The organism is Roseibium sp. FZY0029 (genome assembly GCF_036350355.1).
Taxonomy (GTDB): Bacteria; Pseudomonadota; Alphaproteobacteria; order Rhizobiales; family Stappiaceae; genus Roseibium.
Genome location: NZ_JAZDVZ010000011.1, coordinates 55,821 through 76,016, shown reverse-complemented (window position 1 = coordinate 76,016; position 20,196 = coordinate 55,821). Strand labels below are relative to the sequence as shown.

Annotated in this window: 18 protein-coding genes and 2 pseudogenes; 7 read left to right on the top strand and 13 right to left on the bottom strand. The window is 59.8% G+C overall.

Translation table 11 applies throughout. From position 1 onward, the window contains the following. Positions 1 to 2 precede the first annotated feature (2 nt). Positions 3 to 512 (bottom strand): TRAP transporter small permease, encoded by a 510-nt coding sequence (locus V1T76_RS25710; RefSeq protein WP_330563534.1) that lies wholly within the window; start codon positions 510 to 512, stop codon positions 3 to 5. A gap of 179 nt (positions 513 to 691) precedes the next feature. On the opposite strand from V1T76_RS25710, the gene V1T76_RS25705 reads away from it, so the two are divergent. The 3 genes from V1T76_RS25705 to V1T76_RS25695 are packed head-to-tail and all read left to right on the top strand — an operon-like array spanning position 692 to position 4,075. Continuing rightward, complete coding sequence (locus V1T76_RS25705; RefSeq protein WP_330563533.1) at positions 692 to 1,594, top strand: PfkB family carbohydrate kinase; 903 nt, start codon at positions 692 to 694, stop codon at positions 1,592 to 1,594. Then, on the top strand, positions 1,585 to 2,625 hold the full coding sequence (locus V1T76_RS25700) for a tagatose 1,6-diphosphate aldolase (RefSeq protein WP_330563532.1): 1,041 nt from the start codon (positions 1,585 to 1,587) through the stop codon (positions 2,623 to 2,625). The genes V1T76_RS25705 and V1T76_RS25700 overlap by 10 nt, the downstream gene beginning before the upstream one ends. Before the next feature lies 1 nt (position 2,626). Next, complete coding sequence (locus V1T76_RS25695; RefSeq protein WP_330563531.1) at positions 2,627 to 4,075, top strand: NAD-dependent succinate-semialdehyde dehydrogenase; 1,449 nt, start codon at positions 2,627 to 2,629, stop codon at positions 4,073 to 4,075. A gap of 281 nt (positions 4,076 to 4,356) precedes the next feature. On the opposite strand, the pseudogene V1T76_RS25690 reads toward V1T76_RS25695, so the two are convergent. The 5 genes and pseudogenes from V1T76_RS25690 to V1T76_RS25670 all read right to left on the bottom strand — a co-directional run. Continuing rightward, positions 4,357 to 4,950, bottom strand: a pseudogene (locus tag V1T76_RS25690) (tripartite tricarboxylate transporter permease); the annotation flags it as partial. 89 nt (positions 4,951 to 5,039) lie between these two features. Next, positions 5,040 to 5,825, bottom strand: a complete 786-nt coding sequence (locus V1T76_RS25685; protein WP_330563530.1) for a GntR family transcriptional regulator — start codon at positions 5,823 to 5,825, stop codon at positions 5,040 to 5,042. Continuing rightward, positions 5,822 to 7,330, bottom strand: a complete 1,509-nt coding sequence (locus V1T76_RS25680) for a tripartite tricarboxylate transporter permease (RefSeq protein ID WP_330563529.1) — start codon at positions 7,328 to 7,330, stop codon at positions 5,822 to 5,824. Before V1T76_RS25680 ends, V1T76_RS25685 begins: the two co-directional genes overlap by 4 nt. 6 nt (positions 7,331 to 7,336) lie before the next feature. After that, positions 7,337 to 7,813, bottom strand: a complete 477-nt coding sequence (locus V1T76_RS25675; protein ID WP_330563528.1) for a tripartite tricarboxylate transporter TctB family protein — start codon at positions 7,811 to 7,813, stop codon at positions 7,337 to 7,339. Continuing rightward, positions 7,810 to 8,742, bottom strand: a complete 933-nt coding sequence (locus V1T76_RS25670) for a Bug family tripartite tricarboxylate transporter substrate binding protein (protein WP_330563527.1) — start codon at positions 8,740 to 8,742, stop codon at positions 7,810 to 7,812. The genes V1T76_RS25675 and V1T76_RS25670 overlap by 4 nt, the downstream gene beginning before the upstream one ends. 262 nt (positions 8,743 to 9,004) lie before the next feature. Between V1T76_RS25670 and V1T76_RS25665 the strand changes: the two genes are divergently transcribed. Together V1T76_RS25665 and V1T76_RS25660 are read left to right on the top strand one after the other, a co-directional pair. Then, positions 9,005 to 11,320, top strand: coding sequence for a DUF3604 domain-containing protein (locus tag V1T76_RS25665; RefSeq protein ID WP_330563526.1), 2,316 nt, complete (start codon positions 9,005 to 9,007; stop codon positions 11,318 to 11,320). Continuing rightward, a complete protein-coding gene (locus tag V1T76_RS25660; RefSeq protein WP_330563525.1) occupies positions 11,317 to 11,841 on the top strand; it encodes a methyl-accepting chemotaxis protein in 525 nt (174 codons plus the stop codon). The genes V1T76_RS25665 and V1T76_RS25660 overlap by 4 nt, the downstream gene beginning before the upstream one ends. 76 nt (positions 11,842 to 11,917) lie before the next feature. Here V1T76_RS25660 and V1T76_RS25655 read toward each other — a convergent pair whose 3' ends face one another. Then, the gene (locus V1T76_RS25655; RefSeq protein WP_330563524.1) at positions 11,918 to 13,531 is read right to left on the bottom strand and encodes a thiamine pyrophosphate-binding protein; all 1,614 of its coding nucleotides are present in this window, start codon (positions 13,529 to 13,531) and stop codon (positions 11,918 to 11,920) included. A gap of 320 nt (positions 13,532 to 13,851) precedes the next feature. Then, positions 13,852 to 14,223, bottom strand: coding sequence for a hypothetical protein (locus V1T76_RS25650; RefSeq protein ID WP_330563670.1), 372 nt, complete (start codon positions 14,221 to 14,223; stop codon positions 13,852 to 13,854). Here V1T76_RS25650 and V1T76_RS25645 point away from each other — a divergent pair. Beyond that, a pseudogene (locus V1T76_RS25645) lies at positions 14,210 to 14,332 on the top strand (IS3 family transposase); the annotation flags it as partial. The gene V1T76_RS25650 and the pseudogene V1T76_RS25645 sit on opposite strands and share 14 nt — an antisense overlap. Before the next feature lie 13 nt (positions 14,333 to 14,345). Here V1T76_RS25645 and V1T76_RS25640 read toward each other — a convergent pair. From V1T76_RS25640 to V1T76_RS25625, 4 genes are all read right to left on the bottom strand, one after another. Then, positions 14,346 to 14,924, bottom strand: coding sequence for a GNAT family N-acetyltransferase (locus V1T76_RS25640; protein ID WP_330563523.1), 579 nt, complete (start codon positions 14,922 to 14,924; stop codon positions 14,346 to 14,348). Between the two features lie 61 nt (positions 14,925 to 14,985). Beyond that, on the bottom strand, positions 14,986 to 16,122 hold the full coding sequence (locus V1T76_RS25635) for an MFS transporter (protein WP_330563522.1): 1,137 nt from the start codon (positions 16,120 to 16,122) through the stop codon (positions 14,986 to 14,988). Beyond that, complete coding sequence (locus V1T76_RS25630; RefSeq protein WP_330563521.1) at positions 16,119 to 16,643, bottom strand: TetR/AcrR family transcriptional regulator; 525 nt, start codon at positions 16,641 to 16,643, stop codon at positions 16,119 to 16,121. Before V1T76_RS25630 ends, V1T76_RS25635 begins: the two co-directional genes overlap by 4 nt. Positions 16,644 to 16,995: 352 nt before the next feature. Next, positions 16,996 to 17,751 carry an SDR family NAD(P)-dependent oxidoreductase gene (locus V1T76_RS25625; protein WP_330563520.1) on the bottom strand — a complete coding sequence of 252 codons (756 nt, stop codon included), beginning with the start codon at positions 17,749 to 17,751 and terminating at the stop codon, positions 16,996 to 16,998. 139 nt (positions 17,752 to 17,890) lie between these two features. Here V1T76_RS25625 and V1T76_RS25620 point away from each other — a divergent pair, with 139 nt between their 5' ends. After that, on the top strand, positions 17,891 to 18,820 hold the full coding sequence (locus V1T76_RS25620) for an AraC family transcriptional regulator (RefSeq protein ID WP_330563519.1): 930 nt from the start codon (positions 17,891 to 17,893) through the stop codon (positions 18,818 to 18,820). 612 nt (positions 18,821 to 19,432) lie between these two features. On the opposite strand, the gene V1T76_RS25610 is transcribed toward V1T76_RS25620, so the two are convergent. Continuing rightward, positions 19,433 to 20,185, bottom strand: a complete 753-nt coding sequence (locus tag V1T76_RS25610; protein ID WP_330563518.1) for an SDR family NAD(P)-dependent oxidoreductase — start codon at positions 20,183 to 20,185, stop codon at positions 19,433 to 19,435. Positions 20,186 to 20,196: the final 11 nt, after the last annotated feature.

Sequence of the window (20,196 nt, the reverse complement as noted above, 5' to 3'; positions counted from 1 at the left end):
GATCATTCACCCGTCGGCTGGTCTAGGTGAGGAAAAAACGGCCGCAGCGCCTGTTCCACGCACAAGGGAACGATGAGCAGAAACCCGACAGGAACGGCGAGATAAACATAGCCTTGCTTTATCCAGTCGAGGCTGGGTACGATGCGAGCCATCCCCTGCTTCACAAAGCCGAAGCCCACCCACACGACCATCACAGCGATAAAACAAACCGCCACGTAAACGGCCGTGTTGACCATTTTGGCGAGCGGAGAAGGCAATACGGAGAGCAGTCCCTCAACAGCGATGTGCCCTTGCCGCATCCCCACCACGAGCCCCAGCAAGGTCATCCAGACCAGGGAGATGAGACACGCATCATCGCTCCAGGAAAGCGGATTGTTCAGGAGGTATCTGCACAAGACCGAGACAATCATGATGACAACGATCACCCCGAGAAGGGACGCGATCGCCGCCGTGCAGACACGTATCAACACCGAGTTGAGAGCGACGAGCGCCCTGTAAACGTTTGAAGCCATTTCCTCCCCGCGCGCTATTACGCAAAGGCGTATTTTTTTACCGCCTTATGTATCTTATATAAGAAATAAATTGAATGAACGTCAAGTGTTGAATCTTCAATTTTTATATCTTATATAAGATTGAAATTGCAGTCGTTAAGACCCGCATTGATAACGGGTCGTCGGGAGGTGCGGTGGAAATGAAATCACCCGTAGTCGTGTGTGCTGGCATAGTAACGGTCGACGCGGTCTACCTGATCAAGGGCGCCCTTGAGGAGGGCCTGAAGCACAGGGCTTCGCACTCCTATCTGACCACCGGCGGATGCGCGTTGAACGCCGCACATGCGATTGCCTCTCTCGGCGGTCAGGCGTTTCTTTCCGGCGTGGTGGGCGATGACATCTTCGGAAAGTTTGTCCGGGATGAACTCAAGGCTCTCCGGATCGATGGCCGGTATCTGACCGAGCGGGCAGGAGAGGCGACGGCGCATTCGGCCGTGCTGGTCGATGCGAACGGCGAACGCACCATCATCAATCATCGCTCTGAGAACCTATACGAAATCGGCGCCGCCCGGGTCGATCTGCAAAAGGCTTCCGGCGTCCTGGTCGACACACGCTGGCCAAAAGGGGCTGTGGATCTCGTCGAAGCGGCTCGCTCGGTTGGAATTCCCTGTGTTGTCGATGCGGAAGCTCCGGTGAACCACGCCGCAGAGGCCTTGCGCGGGGCAACTCATGTTGCGTTTTCCGAACAGGGGCTCGCCGATTTCGCCGGCGGAGCAGACGCGGATGCGCTTTCTCGTGCCGCCGCGAGCCTCAGGGCATGGGTCTGCGTCACCCGAGGCTCATCCTCTGTCCTCTGTCACGACGGACAAACGCTGTCTGAGGTGCCCGCGTTCAAGGTGAAAGCCGTTGACACGCTGGGAGCCGGAGACGTCTGGCACGGCGCTTTCACACTCGCGCTTTGTGAAGGCTATGGCGAATTGGAGGCCGTAACACGCGCCAATGCTGCGGCCGCGTTGAAGACCACACGAATTGGTGGCGGCTCTCCGCTGCCTTGTAAAAACGAAGTCGAGAATTTTCTAAGGGAGACTGTTTCATGCCACTGAGCGCTGGAAAATTGTGGGGCATGCGCCGAATGGCCGACGCCAACGGGCTGTTCAAGATGACGGCCGTGGATCAAAGGCCACCAATTAAGGCGGCGATTGCCAAACACTATGGAACGGACACGGCTCCGTATGACGATGTGGCTGAATTCAAGCGGTTGCTGATTGAAACACTGCAAGACAAATCGACCGCACTTCTTCTCGATCCTCATTTTGCAATTCCCAGAGGTCTCCCGACCCTGTCGCCAACCAAGGGGCTGATTGTGACTTTGGAGGACTCGATTTTCGAGGACACGGGCAAAGGCCGCCGTTCCTCGCCGATCGATGATTGGTCCGTCGGCAAGATCAAACGTATGGGCGGTGATGCAGTGAAGGTTCTTGCCTGGTACCGCCCGGATGCCGATCCGGAGATGAACCGCCACCAGCAGGACTTCACGAAACGGATCGGTGAGGCCTGTGCCAAATACGATATCCCGTTCCTTTTCGAACTGCTGGTATTCCCGCTCGACTCCGATGCTCACCAGACCAAGGACTACGTCGAGATGCAGGGCAAGCGGTCCGATGACGTCCTGAAATCCGTTGAGGAATTCGCGAAACCGGACTACGGCGTTGATGTCTTCAAGCTCGAAAGCCCTGTAAGCGCGGCTGACGTTCCAGGCGTCGGTGAGGGCGACTGGCAAGCGGTGCAGCAGACATTCGACGAAATGGGCAGGCTTGCCGGAAGGCCCTGGGTGATGCTTTCTGCCGGCGCCAGCAAGCCGGCTTTCCGCAAGATCCTGACCCACGCCTATAAAGCCGGTGCGTCCGGCTATCTGGCCGGACGGGCAATCTGGCTGGACGCCTTCGGTCACTTCCCCGACTGGAGCAGAATTAGGGATGAACTCTCGGGTGATGCAGGCACCTACATGGACGATTTGAACGCTCTGACGGATGCAGAAGCAACGCCCTGGCACAAGCACGCAGTCTTTGGCGGGGAGGGCGAAGCGTTTTCTCCGGCAGATGCTTCCTTCCGGCACACATACGGAGACATCTGATATGGCCGGTTATGCGAAGTACCTCATCAACGCCAATCTGATTGGCGGAGAGTGGCTCTCTCCAGCTGCGGATCAATCGATCCTCGTCACAAACCCGGCCACCGGTGAAGAACTCGGCCGAGTGCCGGCTTTCGGTGCGGCCGAAACGACTGCAGCAATCAATGCCGCTGTTGAAGCCTTTCCCGGATATTCCTCGCTGGATCTGGCCAAGCGCGTGAAGTTGCTGCGTGATCTGCATGACGCCTTGTTGGACAATCAGGAGCCTTTGGCGGCGCTGCTGACGGCGGAACAGGGAAAGCCCCTGGCTGAATCGCGCGGGGAGATTGCCATCGGCGCGGCTTATATTCTGTGGTTCGCGGAGGAGGTTCGCCGCACCAAGGGCGAGGTCGTTCCTTCCCCCGTCAACGGGCGCCAGCTTCTGGTGACACATCACCCTGTCGGTGTCGTTGCGGCCATCACGCCCTGGAATTTTCCGTCCTCAATGCTTGCTCGCAAGCTTGGTCCGGCACTCGCCGCAGGATGCACCACTGTGGTGAAACCCGCATCGCTGACGCCGTATTCCGCGCTTGCCTGGGGCAAGCTTGCCGAAGAGGTTGGTTATCCGGCGGGCGTCATCAACATTGTCACAGGGTCTGCCCGGCAGATCGGCAGTACAATCATGACCGACCCGCGTGTGCGCAAGGTCACTTTCACAGGTTCGACCGAAGTCGGAAAGGAACTGATCCGGCAATCCGCTGATACCGTGAAGAAAGTGTCGATGGAACTTGGCGGCAACGCTCCGTTTATCGTTTTTGATGACGCGGATCTCGACAAGGCCGTTCAAGGTGCGATGATCGCAAAGTACCGCAACTCGGGGCAAACCTGTGTATGCGCCAATCGTTTCTACGTTCAGTCGGGCATACATGATGCATTTGTCAAACGGCTGACCGAGGCAACCAAGGCCCTGACCGTTGGGGCAGGAGCTGACGCCGGCGTTGAACAAGGTCCGCTGGTGGATCAGTCTGCATTCGACAAGGTCAAGGAACTCGTTGACGACGCCGTTTCAAACGGTGCGACCGTCGAGACGGGCGGGAAGGGACACGCGCTTGGTGGAACATGGTTCGAACCGACAGTCCTCACCGGCATCAAGACGGGCATGAGCATCGCGCGTGAGGAGATCTTCGGGCCGGTATCTGCAATTTTCCGTTTCGATACAGAAGAAGAGGTGGTCGCAGCTGCCAACGACACTGACTTCGGCCTCGCCGCTTATGTCTATACCCGTGACCTCGGCCGCACTTTCCGCATGAGCGAAAAGCTGCAGTACGGGCTGATTGGCGTCAATGAAGGCTTGATTACAACGGTCGAAGCACCTTTCGGCGGCCTGAAGTCCAGCGGCCTTGGCAAGGAGGGTGGCAGCCAGGGTATCCTGGATTACTTCGACATCAAGTACACTTGCGTCGGCGGCATTTGAGCCGAAGGACCCTGAAACCAATTACCGGTAAAGACCCATTTTGGAATGCGAATACCATCCTCTGGCCCACGGCCAGGGGAAGTGTTGAGACCATCTCTATAGCTCCAATCTCATCTAGATCGTCCTCCAAACGGAGTGAAGGTTTATCTCATACGAGAAAGAAGAAAATCGGCTGCAAATATCAACAAAATGGGCGGGAAGCAGACTTTCGCTGCGGTCGGAACCAATGACCCAAAGTGGGTGGGCAACGGACAATTGCGCCGCTGCTTCTGCATTTCTGCTTACTTGCGTCCAAGGAATAGAACCGACGCGATCGCCGCCAACATGAAGGCGATCGAGGTGGCGCTGTGGAACAGGAACCATGGGTCGCCATCTGTCGCGGAGAAAGCCTCCCGCGCGGTTTGTTCCAGCGGCCGGGCAAGGATGAACGCGATGACGAAGGGCAGGACAGGCACGTCACAACGCCGGAGTACGTAGCCGAGAATGCCGAAACCGAAGGTCACCCAGAGCGCAAAGAACGATGTCTGCTGGACGTAGATCGCTGTCAGGGTGACCAGAAGCACCACCGGCAGCAGGATGGGACCGGGTATCTTGGCAAGCACCCCCATCGAGCGCATGAAGCGGCCGCCGATGGTCCAGTTCAGGATGTTCCCGATCGACATCAGAGTGAAAATGCCGAAGGCAGTAACCAGTTCGGGGTTCACTTGAGGCGCGGTGAAGTGAAAGACCTGGGGTCCCGGATTGAAGCCGCCGATGCTCTCGGCGGCGAGGATCAGGAACACAGCTGCGGCGTTGCCCGGAATGCCGAGCGACAGCACCGGGATGAGGTTTGCGCCTGAAACAGCGGAGTTGGCAGCCTCGGTCGCGGCGATGCCCTCAGGCGCTGAATAACCTCATTGGAAAGCACACCTGGTTTCCCCGTGGATTGGGCGTGTCCAGATTTGATGGGAGATGCACGACCAAGTCAGAATTCGAGCGCCAGAAGATCGGAAGGCGCATAAATGTTCTGGTGATACAACGGCTTCTCGTCGCTTAGCCTGGTGCGGGCCTGGATAAAGAAAACCGGCGTATCAGGCACCAGATCGAACATGGCAGCATCGCGCAAGGACAGCTGCATCGTCGTGACAGTGGTTCTAAGTCGCTGAGCGCGTTTGCCTAGCAACGCCTCCAGGTGGGTGCGCACGTTGACGCCTTCCAGCTCGCTCAGTTCGATATTGTCGATATTGATCAATCCCGCAGGCAAATACATCTCGGCACCCACGTTGATGCCATCGCCCGACATCCTGCGCCGGATGACCGTATAGGGGCCGTCTCCCAGGTGCTCCGACCAAACCCCGGTGTCATTCGTTCGCAGCACTTCCACCCGTGTGGAGGTAACGCGGAAATGCTTGCCGGTTGCCGCGACACGAAAGCGGAAGTGCCAGACATTGGGGCCGATAGGTTCGCCATCCGCCACCCGCGTCCCGTCGCCGCGCCGACGCACGATCAGGCCAAGGTCCTGCAGCTGGCCAAGCGCGCTCTGCACCGTGCCAGGAGCAAGCGACAGACGCTCAGCGATTTCAGCTTCTGGCGGAAGCCGGTCACCGGGTCTCACGACACCGTCACGGATTGCGGAAATCAACGCCAGCCGCAATGCGCTGCGCTTGGTCTCACGCGGGTTACGGCTATGCTCCTCGGCAAGCTTACGCTGCAGCAGGTCACATAGATCCAGCGGAGCGGTCTCAAGTTCCCGTATCCCGGTTTTGCTCATGCTGTCGTTGCTTTCTTCCTGCTGCCTCGCCAAAGGGCCCGGGCTACGATCATAATCGTAAGCAACAGGAAGATACCAGCTATCGGACTTGCCAGAATCGATAGCCCATCCACCTGAAAAAGCAGCAGCGACTGGCGCAAGGACGTCTCGAACATCTCGCCAAGCAGAAAACCGATCACCGTGCAGACCACGGAAATGCCGACGCGTGTAAACAAAATGCCCATGCCGGCAAAGGCAAGCATCACGCCCACATCCCACAGGGATTGGGACGGAAGATATATTCCGAAAATACAAAGCATCAGGACCGGCGGAAGGATGATCCGCCGTGGCACGCGGGCGAATAGAATCCAAAGCGACAGTCCCGCCCGCCCGATCAACAGGTGAAGCAGGTTGGCGACAATCATCGAGGCGAAAAGTCCGTAGATCAGTTCTCCATGCATTTGCAGCATGAAGGGACCGGGCACAACCCCGTGCATCATCAATGCCCCGATCAGAAGAGCCGCTGCGATGTTTCCGGGGATACCGAGGGCGATTGTTGGAATAAGGTTCGACCCGACCACGGCGCTGTTCGCGCTCTCCGTGGCGATAATCCCCTCCGGCTCACCGTGACCGAACTTTTCCTTGTGCTTTGATGAACGCCTGGCCGCGGCATAGGACATGAAGGAGGCGAGGGTCACTCCGAGCCCTGGCAACATACCCACAAGCGAGCCGATGAGCGCGCCTCTTATCAGGGTCCGCCAGTAGGAAAAGAATTCGCGCGCCGGGAGTTTGCGGTCTTGCTTGTCTACAGCCTGGTTCGCGGCAAAATCGTCTACCACGCGTCTGGTTGCCAGATCCGAGATCTGCATCACCACCGAAGACAGAGCCAATGCCCCTATGGCCAGCGCGGCAAGCGACAGCCCGTCATAAAGTTCAATGCGGCCAAAGGTGAAACGCGGCGTTGAGGAAACCGGATCGAGCCCGACGGTGGCAAGAAAAATGCCGATGAAAATGGCCATACCGCTTTTCAGCGGTGAATCGCCGGCTATCCCTGCAATCAGGGCAAAGGAAAACAACAGGACTGCCGTATATTCGACCGGACCGAATTGCAGCGCAAAGGCTGCAAAGGGGACGACCAGAACGATGAGCAGGAGGTCGGAAATCGTATCCCCGGTCACAGAGGAAAAGAGAGCAAATTTCAGAGCCCGGAATGCCTCTCCCCGCCGGGCCATGGGGTAACCATCCCACGCGGTAGCCGCGGATTCGGGCGTGCCGGGGGAATTCAGCAAAATCGCTGGAACTGCCCCGCCCGAGGTGCCTCCCTTGTTCACGCCGACGAGGAAGGCAATAGCTGTCAGCGGAGACATGTAAAAGGTGAGCGGTATCAGGACCGCCATGGCGGTGACGCTGCCAAGACCCGGGAGAGCGCCAATGACGATCCCCAGAAAGATACCGAACGCAATGAAAATCAAGTTCATCGGCTGGATCGCCGCCGCGAAGGCATGAAGAACTATGTCTTGCATCATATCCACTCAGGGAAGCTGAATATAGAAGGCGTACCAGGCCAGTTGCTGAACGGCCAAAGGCAGCAGGATCGAGCCGAGTGCGCACCAAAGAAGTTGGCGTCTTTGACCGACCAACAACATACCGGCAAAGCAGGAAACAGCCCCCGTGATCACGAAGCCGGCGTAGGAAAGCAGCAGCATTACCATTGTGGCCCAAGCCACCCAGGCGAGCGCCTCGACAAAAAACCGAAAGCCTTCGTGACCACCAGGCTCAAGGATCCAGCGTCGCGAGCGGAACATCAAGGCAAGGCCGAACAGTCCCACGACACCCGCCGACAAGGTTGGAAAGAGCCTCGGCGACAACTGATCGGTTACGGCAGGTATTTCGACTTGTGTGGGTATCAGCCAGACAATGGCAAAGACCGCTGCCAACACGGCAACCAGTCCGATCAGAAAATCGAGACGCCCGGAGGCGTCTCGCAGATTTTGAGCGGACCCGCTCATTGCGAGGTTTTCTCGTAAACCGTTTGAAGACCCTTGTTTACCGCGGCAATCTCGTTGACCAAGGTTTCTCCGGTGACGCTGGCTTTCGGGAAGCCCAGCTTGTTGGCCATCAAATCGGTATAGGCCTCGGATTCGACTGCCTTCACAGAAGCATCGACCAAGGCCTTGAGAATGTCCTCCGGAAGGCCTGCAGGAGCCCAGATCGTGGCCCCGGTAGGCATCGCAACGCCGTATTTTTCCTGGATGGTTGGGACGTCAGGGGTGGTTTGCAGCGGATCGGCGGTCATCGCCAGCACGACGTTCATCTTGTCCAGGTAGCGGTTGTGCACTCCGCCGGACCAGGCAAAGTCAATCTTGCCACCGAGCAGGAACGGGACCATTTCACCGCCGCCCTTGGTGGGGATGGCGACCCAGTCGACGCCTTCTTCCTTGGCAATATAGTTCACGAATGCCCGTGAGATCGCATTTTGGTCGGCGTAGCTCAACTTGCCTTTGGCGGATGCTTCCAGCAACGCATCAAAGGTTTCGATGCCCGAGGACTTGGAGGTCACCAGCGCCTGCTGCAAATTTGCAATCTTGATGATCGGGGTAAAGCTCTCAAGCGAGTACTCCACTTCCTTTGCAATTGGCGGCCACAAGATCGTGGAGTCCGGCGAGAACAGCAACGTATAGCCGTCAGGCTTCATCTCCGACACCATGGTCGTGCCGATCTTTCCACCCGCTCCAGGCATTGTTTGAACAAGGACCTTTCCGCCGAGCGCTTCACCGAGCTGATCAGCGAAGACCCGCCCCATGGTCTCGACGGATCCCCCGGCCTTATACGGGACGATCAAGCTGATCGGCTTCGTTGGATAGTCGCCCGCAAGCGCGGCACCTGGCATGGCCAGCGCGAGGAGGAGGGAGGCCATTCGAAACAGCTTACGGGTCATTGCAGGCTCCTGTCAGCGCAGTGTTAATACTATATAGTTTTTCGACAATCAGAGAAAAAGCAAGGAAAAACCGCTCCAGGGCGGATTAAAAATGATCAAACACATGACCAATAAACATGCAGTTTCGCTATCAACGGCGTCATTACGAGCGATTTCTGACACTTGGTCCCAACAGCCATTCGGAATAGCGGGCAGGAGAAATTTCCCTTTCAATTACTATATAGTTTTGTAAAATTCGGGTCAGAAACCTCTAGGAGACCCCATGACGACCAAGGCTGATGTCAATCCCGAGATGATCGGCGAAACCCGATTGAAGACCATTCCCGGGACAGATCCGGCGCTCTTCGGTCGAGCTCACATGGAAGGTCCTTCTCATGTGGAGGTCCGCAGCTATCAGACGTTCAAGATAACCTACACGACGGGAAAGCTGGGCCTTGACGACACCGGGGCGATCCGCGTCGCCCTTCGGTTGATTTCTGACGCCGGTGCGCTCCAGACCACGGATCCGACCGCTGCGAACTACGTCAGCGCACGGTCCTCCGGAGAAGGCCAGCTCGTTCTGAAATACGATCGCAACGGCGGCCAGCGTCCGTGGAACGAGACCCTGACGATCTATCAGCGTGGCGGGTATCTGCGCCCCGGCGAGACCATCGAAATCACGCTTGGCGACACGAGCCAGGGGTCGCCCGGGCTTCTTATGTCGACCTTTTATGAAGGCGGACGGGTGTTTCGTGTGATGGCCGACGTGCAGGCGACCGGCAACTTCATTCCGCTGCCCGACACCCGGCTGGAATTCACCGTCGGAGCGGGCCCCCTGCACAGACATGTCGCCGTGCTGCCGACACGCCGGCGTCCGGGAGAAGCTTTCTGCCTGGGGCTCAAGGCCGAAGATCTCTGGGGCAACCCGACAGCGCAAGGACCAACCCGGTTTACCGTGGAAAGCTCAATCCCCGTCGAAGGGCTTCCCGAAACGATCGATTTTGCCCCGGCCAGCGGGGCGATGCGGATCGAACCCTTGCGTGTGGCCGGGGAAGGGTTGCTGACCATTCGGCTAACCTCGCGCGAGGGCCAGACGGTCGAGGCCGGCCCGCTGCAAATCCGCGCGGGAAAACAGGCCCATTACTGGGGCGATCTGCACGGTCAGACCGGCGAGACAGTCGGCACGAATTCCATCGAACATTATTTCGACTTCGCCCGGAACAAGGCCTTCCTGGATGTCACGGCTCACCAGGCGAACGACTTTCAGATCAAGCCGGCCTTTTGGGAAAAACTGAACGCTCTGACAGCCAAGCTGAACGAACCGGGCACCTTCACCGTTCTGCCGGGCTACGAATGGTCGGGCAACACGGCCGTCGGTGGCGATCACAATGTTTTCTTTCGGGAAGAAGGTGCCCGGATATACCGGTGCTCCCATGCTCTGGTGGACGAACAGGACGATCTGGATACCGATGCCCACACGCTGACGGACCTCTATAAGAAGCTGCATGCCGAGCCGGTGGATGCGGTGATGTATGCCCATGTCGGCGGTCGTTATGCCAACATCTTCTACGACCACGACCCCAAACTGGAGGCCGCGGTTGAGGTTCACTCTGCCTGGGGCAGTTTCGAATGGGTGCTGACCGACGGCTTCCCTTTGCGCCGGCGTGTCGGTGTGGTCGCCAATTCCGACGGTCACAAGGGGCGCCCCGGCGCTTCCTATCCGGGGGCGTCCTTTTTCGGTGCCTACGGTGGGCTGACCTGCTTCCTGATGGAAGAAAACTCGCGCGATGCGGTCTTTGAGGCAATCCGCCGCCGTCATACCTACGGCACCTCCGGTCCACGGGTCGCGATCGACCTAACGGCGACATTGGAAAATGAGGGAACCCTCTATCACCGCAATCCCCTGTCGGATCCGAAGTGCACGCGCGAACAGGTTCGAACCTGTACGATGGGCGACATCGTGCGCACCACGGATGCACATGCGAAGATCTCGGTGGCAGTCCATGCCCCGGTCGGGATCGAAAGCATCGAACTGCGCAGTGGCACCGATGTGGTCACGCTCTGGCGCGGGTACGCCGATGCGGATCTGGGCAGCAGGCTCCGCCTGATGTGGTCTGGAGCCGAATACCGGGGCCGCGGGCGCAACACCCGCTGGCAGGGCCGTGTTCAGGTCTCGGATGGCCAGATTGATCGGTTTGCGCCGGTTAACCGCCTGAACCCGGAGCAACCGCTGCATCAGGTCGGTTCCAATAGCGCGATCTTCAACACGATTACGACCGGCAACCGGATGGGCTGCGACATGTGGCTCGCAGGCGACGCGCCGGATGTACATTTGACGACCAACCATGGCGACCTGTCTCTGGCTCCGGCAACCATGAACGTGGTCCCCGTGGTGATGGAAGCCGGAGGCCTCGCCCGCAAGCTGGTAGCCCAACGACTGCCCGATGGGCCGCTGGACCGCAGCGCCTCTTTCGAAGCTGAGGTGGATATTGCCGCCAAAGGCGACACCCCGATCTGGATCTGCGTCAACCTGGAAGATGGCAACCAGGCCTGGACAACACCAATCTACCTGCACCGGGACAAACCGGCCCTATCTTGACAAACACCTGGATCAGCGAAGTCACGTCGCTCACTCAAACCTTTGCCGAACAGACCAATCTGCTGGCACTCAAAGCCACGATCGAGGCTGCGCGAGCCGGGGAAGCAGGCAAGGGCTTTGCGGTCGTCGCGGTGGAGCTCAAAGATCTGGCCAGTCAGTCGGCAAAAGCCGCAGAGGAGATCTCCAACCAGATCACCCAGATCCAATCGGAAGTTGATGGCGCTGTCGTTGGGGCGGAGGAAGTGGCAACAATCATTGCCGAACTGGACGGCATGGTAGTTTCGATCTCCTCAGCAGTCGAGCAGCGGGGCGCGGCGACCGGAGAAATCTCCTGGTCCATTCAGGACGTCTCGGTTGGTGTTCAGGAGACCAACAGGAACATCTCTGGTGTCAGCGAGGCAGCTGCAGAGACCGGATTGGTGACCACGCACGTTGTTACCGCAAGCGAACAGCCTTCCGGGCAGTCACGGCATCTGCAAGCTTCGGTAGATAAGCTCCTCAATGGTGTGGGAGCCGAATAACTGCTAACCGGATATGGGTCTGGGGTCTGAAAACGGACCTTCGGGCTGGAACCCAATGCACTCAAAAAGGACGCCGTCAGATCCGCATGCGCGGCACGTCGTTCGGGTCCAATCGTAGCTCGATCAGAAGCGGTTTTTCCCGGGTGCCAATCGCTTCGATCGCCTTGTCCAGGTCATCGTTGGTTTCAACCAGTACCCCCTGACCGCCCAGAGCAGTCGCCACCTGTGCGAATGAGGGCCAATCGAACATCGACAGGCCCGGGTCCATCTTGCGGTCGAGAAACTGGATGTGCTCGGCTCCGTAGGCAGAGTCATTCGCCACGATTACGATCAGGTCCTGCTTCATCCGGACGGCGGTGTTGAACTCATTGATGCCGCCCATCATGAAGCCGCCGTCGCCGGTAAACAGCACGACCGGTCGGTTCGGCACCGCAAAGCCTGCACCGATGGCAACCTGAAGCCCCAGGCCGATGGAGCCGAAATTCGTCGTCGCAAAGAAGCTTTTGGCATTGGGGCAGGACACGCGGCACCAGACCTCGGTCATAAAGCGCCCGCCGTCGGTAGTAAGAAACCGGTCCTTCGGCAAAGCCTCCTCAAGGCGGTCCAGCGCGTATTCGAAATTCACGAAACCCGGGGCAGCCTTGTCCGGGTTGCCCTTGGGATGAGCTGTCAGCGCCCCAATATCAAGTTCGGCGGTAAAACCGCTGCCGGGGATCTCGGCCTCGTTCAGCCACCAGACGATATTGTCGGCGGTCAGGCCTGCGTCGGCCACGAGCGCTACGTCGGGGTGATAATTCCTGGCAACCTCGGTGACGGTATTGTTGATCTGTATGACGCGCTTATCCTTCATCAGCGCACCCTTGTCGGTGGTAAAATGGTGCAAGGATGTCCCGAACGCGATGATACAATCTGCCTTGCCGATTGCTTCATAGGCGGCAGGCGTCGACAGCGTACCGAAGATATCGATATTGAAGGGATGATCGTTGAACATCCCCTTGGCCTTCAGCGTGGTAGCGAGCGGGGCCTCCAGCCGGTCGGCCAGCGCCTTGATCTGCGTGGTAGCGTCCTTGGCCCCGATGCCTGCCAGGATGATCGGACGTTTCGCACTGGCGATCATGCCGACGGCCTGATCAAGGTCGTCGCCTTCAGGCACGTAAGAGGCCGCCGTGTAAGCAGGAAAAACGTGGCGGACGTGTTCGACCTCCTGCCACATGAAATCGACCGGCATGTTCAGAACAATGGGGCGCTTTTCCACCTGCGCCCTGTAGATCGCATGGGCAACATCGTAAGAAGCAGTCTCGGGAGCACGCATCTGTTCGAAACCGGCTCCGGTGATCTTGACCGTTTCGCGCTGGTCGATGTTCTGAAGGTTGTGCGGGTTCGAGACGGCGGTATCGCCGGCCAGCAGGACCATCGGGATATGCGCCCGCGCGCCTTCGGTCAGAGCAGTGACGCAGTTCGTCAGGGCTGGACCATGGGTGACCGTGGCGATCCCGACCTTGCCCGCAACACGCCCGTAAGACAGCGCCATCAGAACCGAACTGCCTTCGTATGCCACGGGTACGAAGGTTGCGCCAACAGCACGCACGAAATGATCAACCATGAAGAGATTGGCATCCCCCATCAGCCCGAACATCGTATCCTGACCGTGATCGGCAAGGGATTGGGCGATGGATTGGTAAACGTACATGCGGGATCTCATCGATTTCTTGTTTAAGGGTCTTTTGCGGTTGTATCGCACTGATGGCGCGTGAAATGTGCAGAGTTGTTGCTTTTGAAGGTGTTTTTTAATCAGATCACGCATGATGAGGCTTATCGACGCACAATTCATGCGCGTAGGTGTGGGCGCTCGTTTCAATCCGGCTTCGGCTCGCCCTGCGCCAGCCTTACCGCTTCAGACGCAGAGGCCCGAAAAGATCACGACCAGCCCGGCACCGACCTGCAGCACCGCGACGAATGAAAGGAAAAATGATGACGCGTGCGTCCGGCAGGAAGTTATGCACCAAGACGTCACGTTCCAAAGGAACTGCCGTGGCTGTCGCAGACAGACCATAGGCTTCGTATCCAGACTGGGTCCACGCCCTGGTCCATAGCTGCCAGATCATGAAGGGCCATCACGGCAGCGCCGAAGGCGACCGTATCTGCCGCATTTACCTCCGGCAGCAAAATTTCCGGCTGAACCACGCGCGCGCCGTCGAACGGATCGGAGCTGGCAAACTCCAGCCATCGCGCAAGCTCTTCTCGCACCAGATGCGGCAGCGTTCCACCGACATAGATGGCTGCGGGGGCCAGGATGGTGCTGATCGCGAACCCCAGCCGGGCCGGTTCCGGTCCGGCGCGCTCAAGCCAATCACCAAGCACGGGGCGGTTGATGCGACTCATGGGTCTGATGCCGATCTACCGGAAGCCCAACACGTCAAGGCCGGCCAAGGGATACAAGATCTGGCCTCATCTGCTCAAAGGGTTGCGGCTGGAACGACCGAACCAGGTCTGAGCTGCGGACATCATCCTGGGATGGGACGTTCCATGAAGCAGTGAATATCCGATTGTCCGATCTCTATGAAACCAGATCTACGGTAGAGTGACCCCACTGGGTTCCAGTGCAAATATTCCAGCCTCACCGGAAGGGTGAGGCTATCAGCTAGCTGCAGACAGTGTTGCAACACCCTCGATCCTGTCCCTTGTCCCTGAAATTCGGGAAACAAGTAAAATTCACCAAACTGGACATGATCGGGAAATACCTGAAAAGAAACGGTTCCTAATCGATTTTCCGCACTGGTGATCTCAAAGAATGATTTCTCTTGGTAGCGGCGGAAATGAACGTTGCGCTGAAACTCCTCGTCCCACGCCCACTTCCGCATTATGTGTGGCCCCATCGCAGCACGTTTAGCCTGGAAGGAAAAATCAATATCAGCGGGCGTGTTTTTCAGTCTGGGAAATATCAGGTCGGGTTGAAGTTTTGGAATGTCCATTTTTTCAAAATAGCTGACAGCTAGGTACGTTTCCAATCGCCTATTCAATTTAGGGCCGATTTTGTCGGCCAGGTACCAGCGAGGGTCAGGATCGACAGGTTGCACTGCCATATATCCGCTTCGAACCCTTCTAAGACGCTCGAACGAAGCGCTTCCCTGGCTCTCTCGAAGCTTACGCGACCGCGCTCTCGGCCTTGCGTCCTGCCCGAAAGACCCCGGCAAGGAGGGCGACGACGGCGAAACACGTCACAGCCGATCCCGCGCCCGGACCTGCCATCAAAACCCCGAAGAGAGGTGCGCCGGCGGTCTGGCCCACGGCGATGGTCAGGAACCCGATCATGAGCCCGGTCGCGGGACGGTCCGGCAAGGCGCGGATGCCCCAGACAAGGTATACCCCCGTCAGCATCACATACGCCGAACCGAAAAGAGCGCCTCCGATCAGAACGAGCGCGGGAGGGGCGATTCCCGATCCGACCGCCAGAACGCTCGCGGCCATCAGTCCCAGGAAAGTCCAGTGAACGGGGTCAAGACCGAACCGGCCGATGAGCCTGCCGGCCCAAGCGCCAGCAATGCCGCCAACGCCAATGCAAGTCCAGAGACTTCCGGCTCCGGTTGGCCCCCATCCCAGTTGCTGCGATACGAGCTGGCCTCCGAAGGACCACAGGGCGGTGCTTGCCGCCCCCATCAGGAACGATGCGGAGATCAGGCGCACAACCGGGCCATTCGTCGGGGGCAGTCCGCCTGCGCCTTTGCCGCCCCGGGAGGCCGGAAGGGAAACCGCGGCCGCGACTGCAAGCACCACCGCCACGGCGGCGAACGCGCCGAAGGCCAGCCGCCACTGCCCGGCAATGGCGAGAGCGATCGGTCCCGACAGGGCCACGCCCGCGCTCGTCCCCGCATTGATGACGGTGTTCGTGATATCCTGACGGCTCTTCTGCACCGCGGCTGCCACCGCGGCGGCCATGGGTGGGGAGGCGAGGCCCGTGCTCGATCCTGCCACCACCACGGCGATAGCAAGGATCAGTGGCGACGGCGCGAGCGCAATCCCGGCCATACCGACGGCAGCGACGGTGGCGGCCCCCACAGCGACAGCACGCGCGCCGATCTGTTCGGTCAGCACCGCAGAGGCGATAATGGCAATGCAGTAGCCGGCAAACGAACCGCCGGAGATGAGACCGCTGACCGAAGGGCCGAGACTCAGGTCGCCGTCGATCTGCGGCAGGAACAGTCCGAAGGCGAAGCGGGCAAAGCCGTAGCAGACCGCGATCAGGCCGAAGCCGGTCACGCCGATGCGAAGGGCGGGACTCATGATTGGGCCCTCTCGATCAGGATGGCCGCCGCCATCCGCGCGGCGGATACGGCGTCTGCGCCCCGGTAGACTGCAGCATGGGTCGCCCCTTCAAGGAGAACCAGCACCTGCTCGGCCAGGACAGGGTCTTCGTGTCCCAGGTCCACTGCGACAACCGACTCGATCCTTTGCTGAAACGCCGCCTTGTGCGCCGCGACAGCCTCGGCAATCTCTGGCGTATCGCCGCCGGTTTCCGCGCGCGAGCGCAGGAACAGGCAGCCCCGCGTGCCTTCGACCCGCACCCAGTCTTCGAGGGCTGCAAACAGCGCGTCGACGCTTTGCACCTCGAGCCGGGCCATGAACCGCCGGTCCCGCTCGGTCAGCACCCGCGCCATGAGCTGCGCCTTGTTGCCCGCATGCTTGTAAAGCGTCCGGCTCGACATCCCCGCGGCAGCGGTCAGCTGGTCTATGCCAGTGGCCATGTAGCCGTGCCGGTCAAAAAGCCGCTCGGCGGCTGCGGTAAGTTTGGTGGTCATGTCCATGGAGAGCCTCCTTCGGTGTCCATGGGCATAAATGTAAAACGATCGTTTTACATTGCAAGTCGACTGTGATCGAACGTTAGCCATGTTCGCAGAGCCGGCATCTGGCCACCCGTCTTCGCAAATGTGAGGAATGGCGGACGCGGCGGACCGTATCGCAGCAATGGCTCGGCGAGTGATTGTCGGCTTACGGCCGATGGTAACCGCCAGGGGCAGGATCGGGATGCTGTATCGCGGCAAGTCCGCTTCGCGGCCGAAGTCGACGATCAGCTGGCGGATTCGATCTCTTACGACACGACCGGTCAAACAGCCGGCGACGCGCCGGGTGGGCCGGCGCGTCGCTCGTGACGTGGGTTCAGATCGTCTGACCACCCGAGACCTCTATGCGCTGCGCGGTGACCCAGCGATTGTCGTCGCGCAGAAGGCTGGCGACCATCGGGCCGATATCGTCGGGAAGGCCGACGCGGCCAAGCGCCGTCATGCCGGCGAACTGCGCGTTCACCTCGGCATTGTCGCGGACGAGCCCGCCGCCGAAATCCGTCTCGATCGCGCCGGGCGCCACCGTGTTCACCGCGATGCCGCGTGCGCCAAATTCACGCGCCATATAAACCGTCAGCATCTCGACCGCCGCTTTCGCCGCCGAATAGGCCGAGAAACCCGGGAAAGATATCCGCGTCAGGCCGGATGAGAAGTTCACGATCCGCCCCTCATCCGCCAGAAGCGGCAGAAGGGCTTGGGCGAGGAAGAAGACGCCTTTCACGTGCACCTGGAACAGCCCGTCGAACTGAGCTTCAGTGGTCTCCTCTACCAGGGCGAACTCGCCGTGCCCGGCATTGTTGATGAGGTGATCGAAGCTGTCGCGGCCCCAAACGTTGCCCAGCTCCGCGCGGAGGGTCTCGGCGAAGGCCGGGAAACTTGCCGTATCTGCCATGTCGAGGCGCAACGCCACCGCCTTGCGCCCCATCGCACGGATCTCCGCTGCGACCTCTTCCGCCTGGTCGGCGTTCGACCGATAAGTGACGACGACGTCGCCGCCGCTGCAGGCAATGGCGAGGGCGGTGTTGCGACCGAGGCCGCGATTGGCACCGGTGACGAGGGCGATCTTGCTCATGGTAATGTCCTTTCAGGTTCGGTGATGTCACCGGGATATAGGCAAGTCCCGCCGGCCTGCGTTGCCTGATCCTCGCTACCTCTTGCCTATTCCCATTCCCAGCTTCCCAAATTCGCTGATAATCGACATATTGGCGCCCATGAATGTTGCTCAAACCAATCCCGGCTTTGCTCAGGTGCTCGCGTGCTGCCGCCGGTTCGCCGATGCCAACGCCGGGCCCGATGGCGTTGCGCCAACCCCCGCGCGCGGCCTGTCGGTGGTGCGCGCCCTGCATCCGGGCGAGCTGCAGGTCGCTGTCCAGAAGCCCGTGATCGCCATGCTCCTGCAAGGCAGGAAGCAGGTGCTGACGCTTGGAACGAGTTTCGAATATGCGCCGGGCGAGGCGATGGTCATCTCGGCAGATATCCCGACGGTCAGCCAGATCACCCGCGCCAGCATCGCGGCGCCCTATTACGCGCTCGTTTTGGAGCTCGACCCCGCTGTACTGCGCGCGTTGAGCCCGGCGGTCAGCGAACGGCCCGGCGAGGTGCGGCCCGTAAGGGTGGAGCCGATCGCCGCCGAGGTCACGGATACCGCCCTTCGCCTCGCGCGGCTTCTCGATCAGCCCGGGGCCCTGTCGGTGCTTGGCGACGGCCTGTTGCGAGAGCTGCACTACTGGCTGCTCATGGGGGTCCATGGTCCCGCCATCCGCGCGCTCGGAGCGCCGTACAGTCATGCGGGACGGATCGGGCGCGCCGTCGACATCCTGAGGCGAAACTTCGCGCGAAAGATCCGGGTAGAGGAGTTGGCCGAGGCCGCCGGGATGAGCGAGCCCGCGTTTCACAGGCACTTCCGGGCCATCACGACCCTGTCGCCACTCCAGTTCCAGAAACAGCTGCGCCTGATCGAAGCCAGACGGCTCATGCTGGCCGAAGGCACGCAGATCGCCCAGGCGGCCCATGCAGTCGGCTACGCCAGCGTACCGCAGTTCACCCGCGAATACGGTCGCCTGTTCGATGCCTCTCCTGGTAAAGACATCCGCCTCTCAACCGCCGCCGTCCGAGCTCGCAGCACCGAGCCATACAGCTAAGAGGAACGGCGGATTTGTCCGCCCTGCCAACTTTGCCGCGTGTCCCAGCTTGGTAGTTGCCGCGAACGTCTCCTACGACGGCGAATGCATTGAATTGAGACCAACACTCAACAATGACGTGCAGCAGACAAGGAGCTGAGGTCGCCCGTCATCGGCCGAACGCGTGCACTACTCCGCCGCCATCGTAGCCTGCATTCCGGCCGCGTCGCGAGCTGGCGGAGTTCCAAACTCCCGGACATATTCGCGGTAGAATTGCGAGGCGCTCTCATAGCCGAGTTCGAACGCGAGACCGGCACTGCGACTGATCGAGGAAAGTCTGACTGAGCTCAGGGAGGCGCGCGGCGGCGTGGTCGGAACCCTGCGACTGACATCGATTGATTACCCGGCAAGGGCGATCATGTTTCCGGCGCCGACGGGATTGATGGAGCAATATCCAAACGTGGCCGTCCTACCAGACCATTGCCGAAGCAACCGGCAAGAGTGTCATGCTCTGAATCCCGAAACTGGAACCGCTTGGGCCGGAGTTTTCCGCGTCTGGGTCCCGACTGGGAGAAGGAGCAGACGTGATGAAGGCGAACGACCAGACGCGCAATCTTCGAACGCGCCACAAGGTTAAGCCCTTAGCGCGGGCAGCCCGACGCCCGTGCTCTCAAAACCACCGTCCGAGGAAATGACCTGGCCTGTGACATAACTGGCCTTGGCACTGCACAGGAAAACGATAACCTCGCCGATTTCGCCTTCCGAACCGTAGCGGTTGAGTGGGATGGCATCGTGGTAGGCGGCAATGATTTCCGGGGTATGGACGGCCATCGCCAGCTTCGTGCGGACGGGGCCCGGGCACACACAGTTGGCGCGGATGCCGTATTCGCCAAGTTCTGCGGCCTGCTGCTTGGTCAGATGGATGACAGCGGCCTTTGAGGTGCCATAGGCCACGCGCAGGGTCGAGGCGCGCAGGCCGGAGATGCTTGCGATATTGACGATAGCACCCCTGGAGGCCTTGAGGGCGGGTGTGGCGGCCTGAGACATCAGGAAGACGCCGTCGAGATTGGTCTCCATGACAGTGCGCCACCGGGCGAAACTGGTGTCCTCTATCGGGCCGAAATCGGCGACACCGGCATTGTTGACCAGGGCATCGATGCGGCCGAAGGTTGCCATCACGTCCGTGATGAGCCGGTCCACCGCTTCCGGTTGGGAAACGTCGCAGACGAAGGCCTTGGCACCGTCCAGTCCCTTCGAGGCCTCCTCCAGGGCGGGCTCATCCCGGTCGATCATCGCGACCTGCCAGCCCTCTTGCAGGAATAACTTCGTTGTCGCCAAGCCGATACCCCGGGCCGCGCCGGTCACAAGAGCGAGTTTCTGTGTCATGTTTGGTTGTC

What these genes read in the sequence shown, in the direction of transcription:
- V1T76_RS25670 (WP_330563527.1), bottom strand. Translation starts at nt 8,742, where the DNA reads ATGACCCGTAAGCTGTTTCGAATGGCCTCCCTCCTCCTCGCGCTGGCC.
- V1T76_RS25655 (WP_330563524.1), bottom strand. Translation starts at nt 13,531, where the DNA reads ATGTACGTTTACCAATCCATCGCCCAATCCCTTGCCGATCACGGTCAG.
- V1T76_RS25700 (WP_330563532.1), top strand. Translation starts at nt 1,585, where the DNA reads ATGCCACTGAGCGCTGGAAAATTGTGGGGCATGCGCCGAATGGCCGAC.
- V1T76_RS25620 (WP_330563519.1), top strand. Translation starts at nt 17,891, where the DNA reads ATGAATGTTGCTCAAACCAATCCCGGCTTTGCTCAGGTGCTCGCGTGC.
- V1T76_RS25630 (WP_330563521.1), bottom strand. Translation starts at nt 16,643, where the DNA reads ATGGACATGACCACCAAACTTACCGCAGCCGCCGAGCGGCTTTTTGAC.
- V1T76_RS25665 (WP_330563526.1), top strand. Translation starts at nt 9,005, where the DNA reads ATGACGACCAAGGCTGATGTCAATCCCGAGATGATCGGCGAAACCCGA.
- V1T76_RS25710 (WP_330563534.1), bottom strand. Translation starts at nt 512, where the DNA reads ATGGCTTCAAACGTTTACAGGGCGCTCGTCGCTCTCAACTCGGTGTTG.
- V1T76_RS25625 (WP_330563520.1), bottom strand. Translation starts at nt 17,751, where the DNA reads ATGAGCAAGATCGCCCTCGTCACCGGTGCCAATCGCGGCCTCGGTCGC.
- V1T76_RS25685 (WP_330563530.1), bottom strand. Translation starts at nt 5,825, where the DNA reads ATGAGCAAAACCGGGATACGGGAACTTGAGACCGCTCCGCTGGATCTA.
- V1T76_RS25705 (WP_330563533.1), top strand. Translation starts at nt 692, where the DNA reads ATGAAATCACCCGTAGTCGTGTGTGCTGGCATAGTAACGGTCGACGCG.
- V1T76_RS25640 (WP_330563523.1), bottom strand. Translation starts at nt 14,924, where the DNA reads ATGGCAGTGCAACCTGTCGATCCTGACCCTCGCTGGTACCTGGCCGAC.
- V1T76_RS25695 (WP_330563531.1), top strand. Translation starts at nt 2,627, where the DNA reads ATGGCCGGTTATGCGAAGTACCTCATCAACGCCAATCTGATTGGCGGA.
- V1T76_RS25675 (WP_330563528.1), bottom strand. Translation starts at nt 7,813, where the DNA reads ATGAGCGGGTCCGCTCAAAATCTGCGAGACGCCTCCGGGCGTCTCGAT.
- V1T76_RS25635 (WP_330563522.1), bottom strand. Translation starts at nt 16,122, where the DNA reads ATGAGTCCCGCCCTTCGCATCGGCGTGACCGGCTTCGGCCTGATCGCG.
- V1T76_RS25610 (WP_330563518.1), bottom strand. Translation starts at nt 20,185, where the DNA reads ATGACACAGAAACTCGCTCTTGTGACCGGCGCGGCCCGGGGTATCGGC.
- V1T76_RS25650 (WP_330563670.1), bottom strand. Translation starts at nt 14,223, where the DNA reads ATGAGTCGCATCAACCGCCCCGTGCTTGGTGATTGGCTTGAGCGCGCC.
- V1T76_RS25680 (WP_330563529.1), bottom strand. Translation starts at nt 7,330, where the DNA reads ATGATGCAAGACATAGTTCTTCATGCCTTCGCGGCGGCGATCCAGCCG.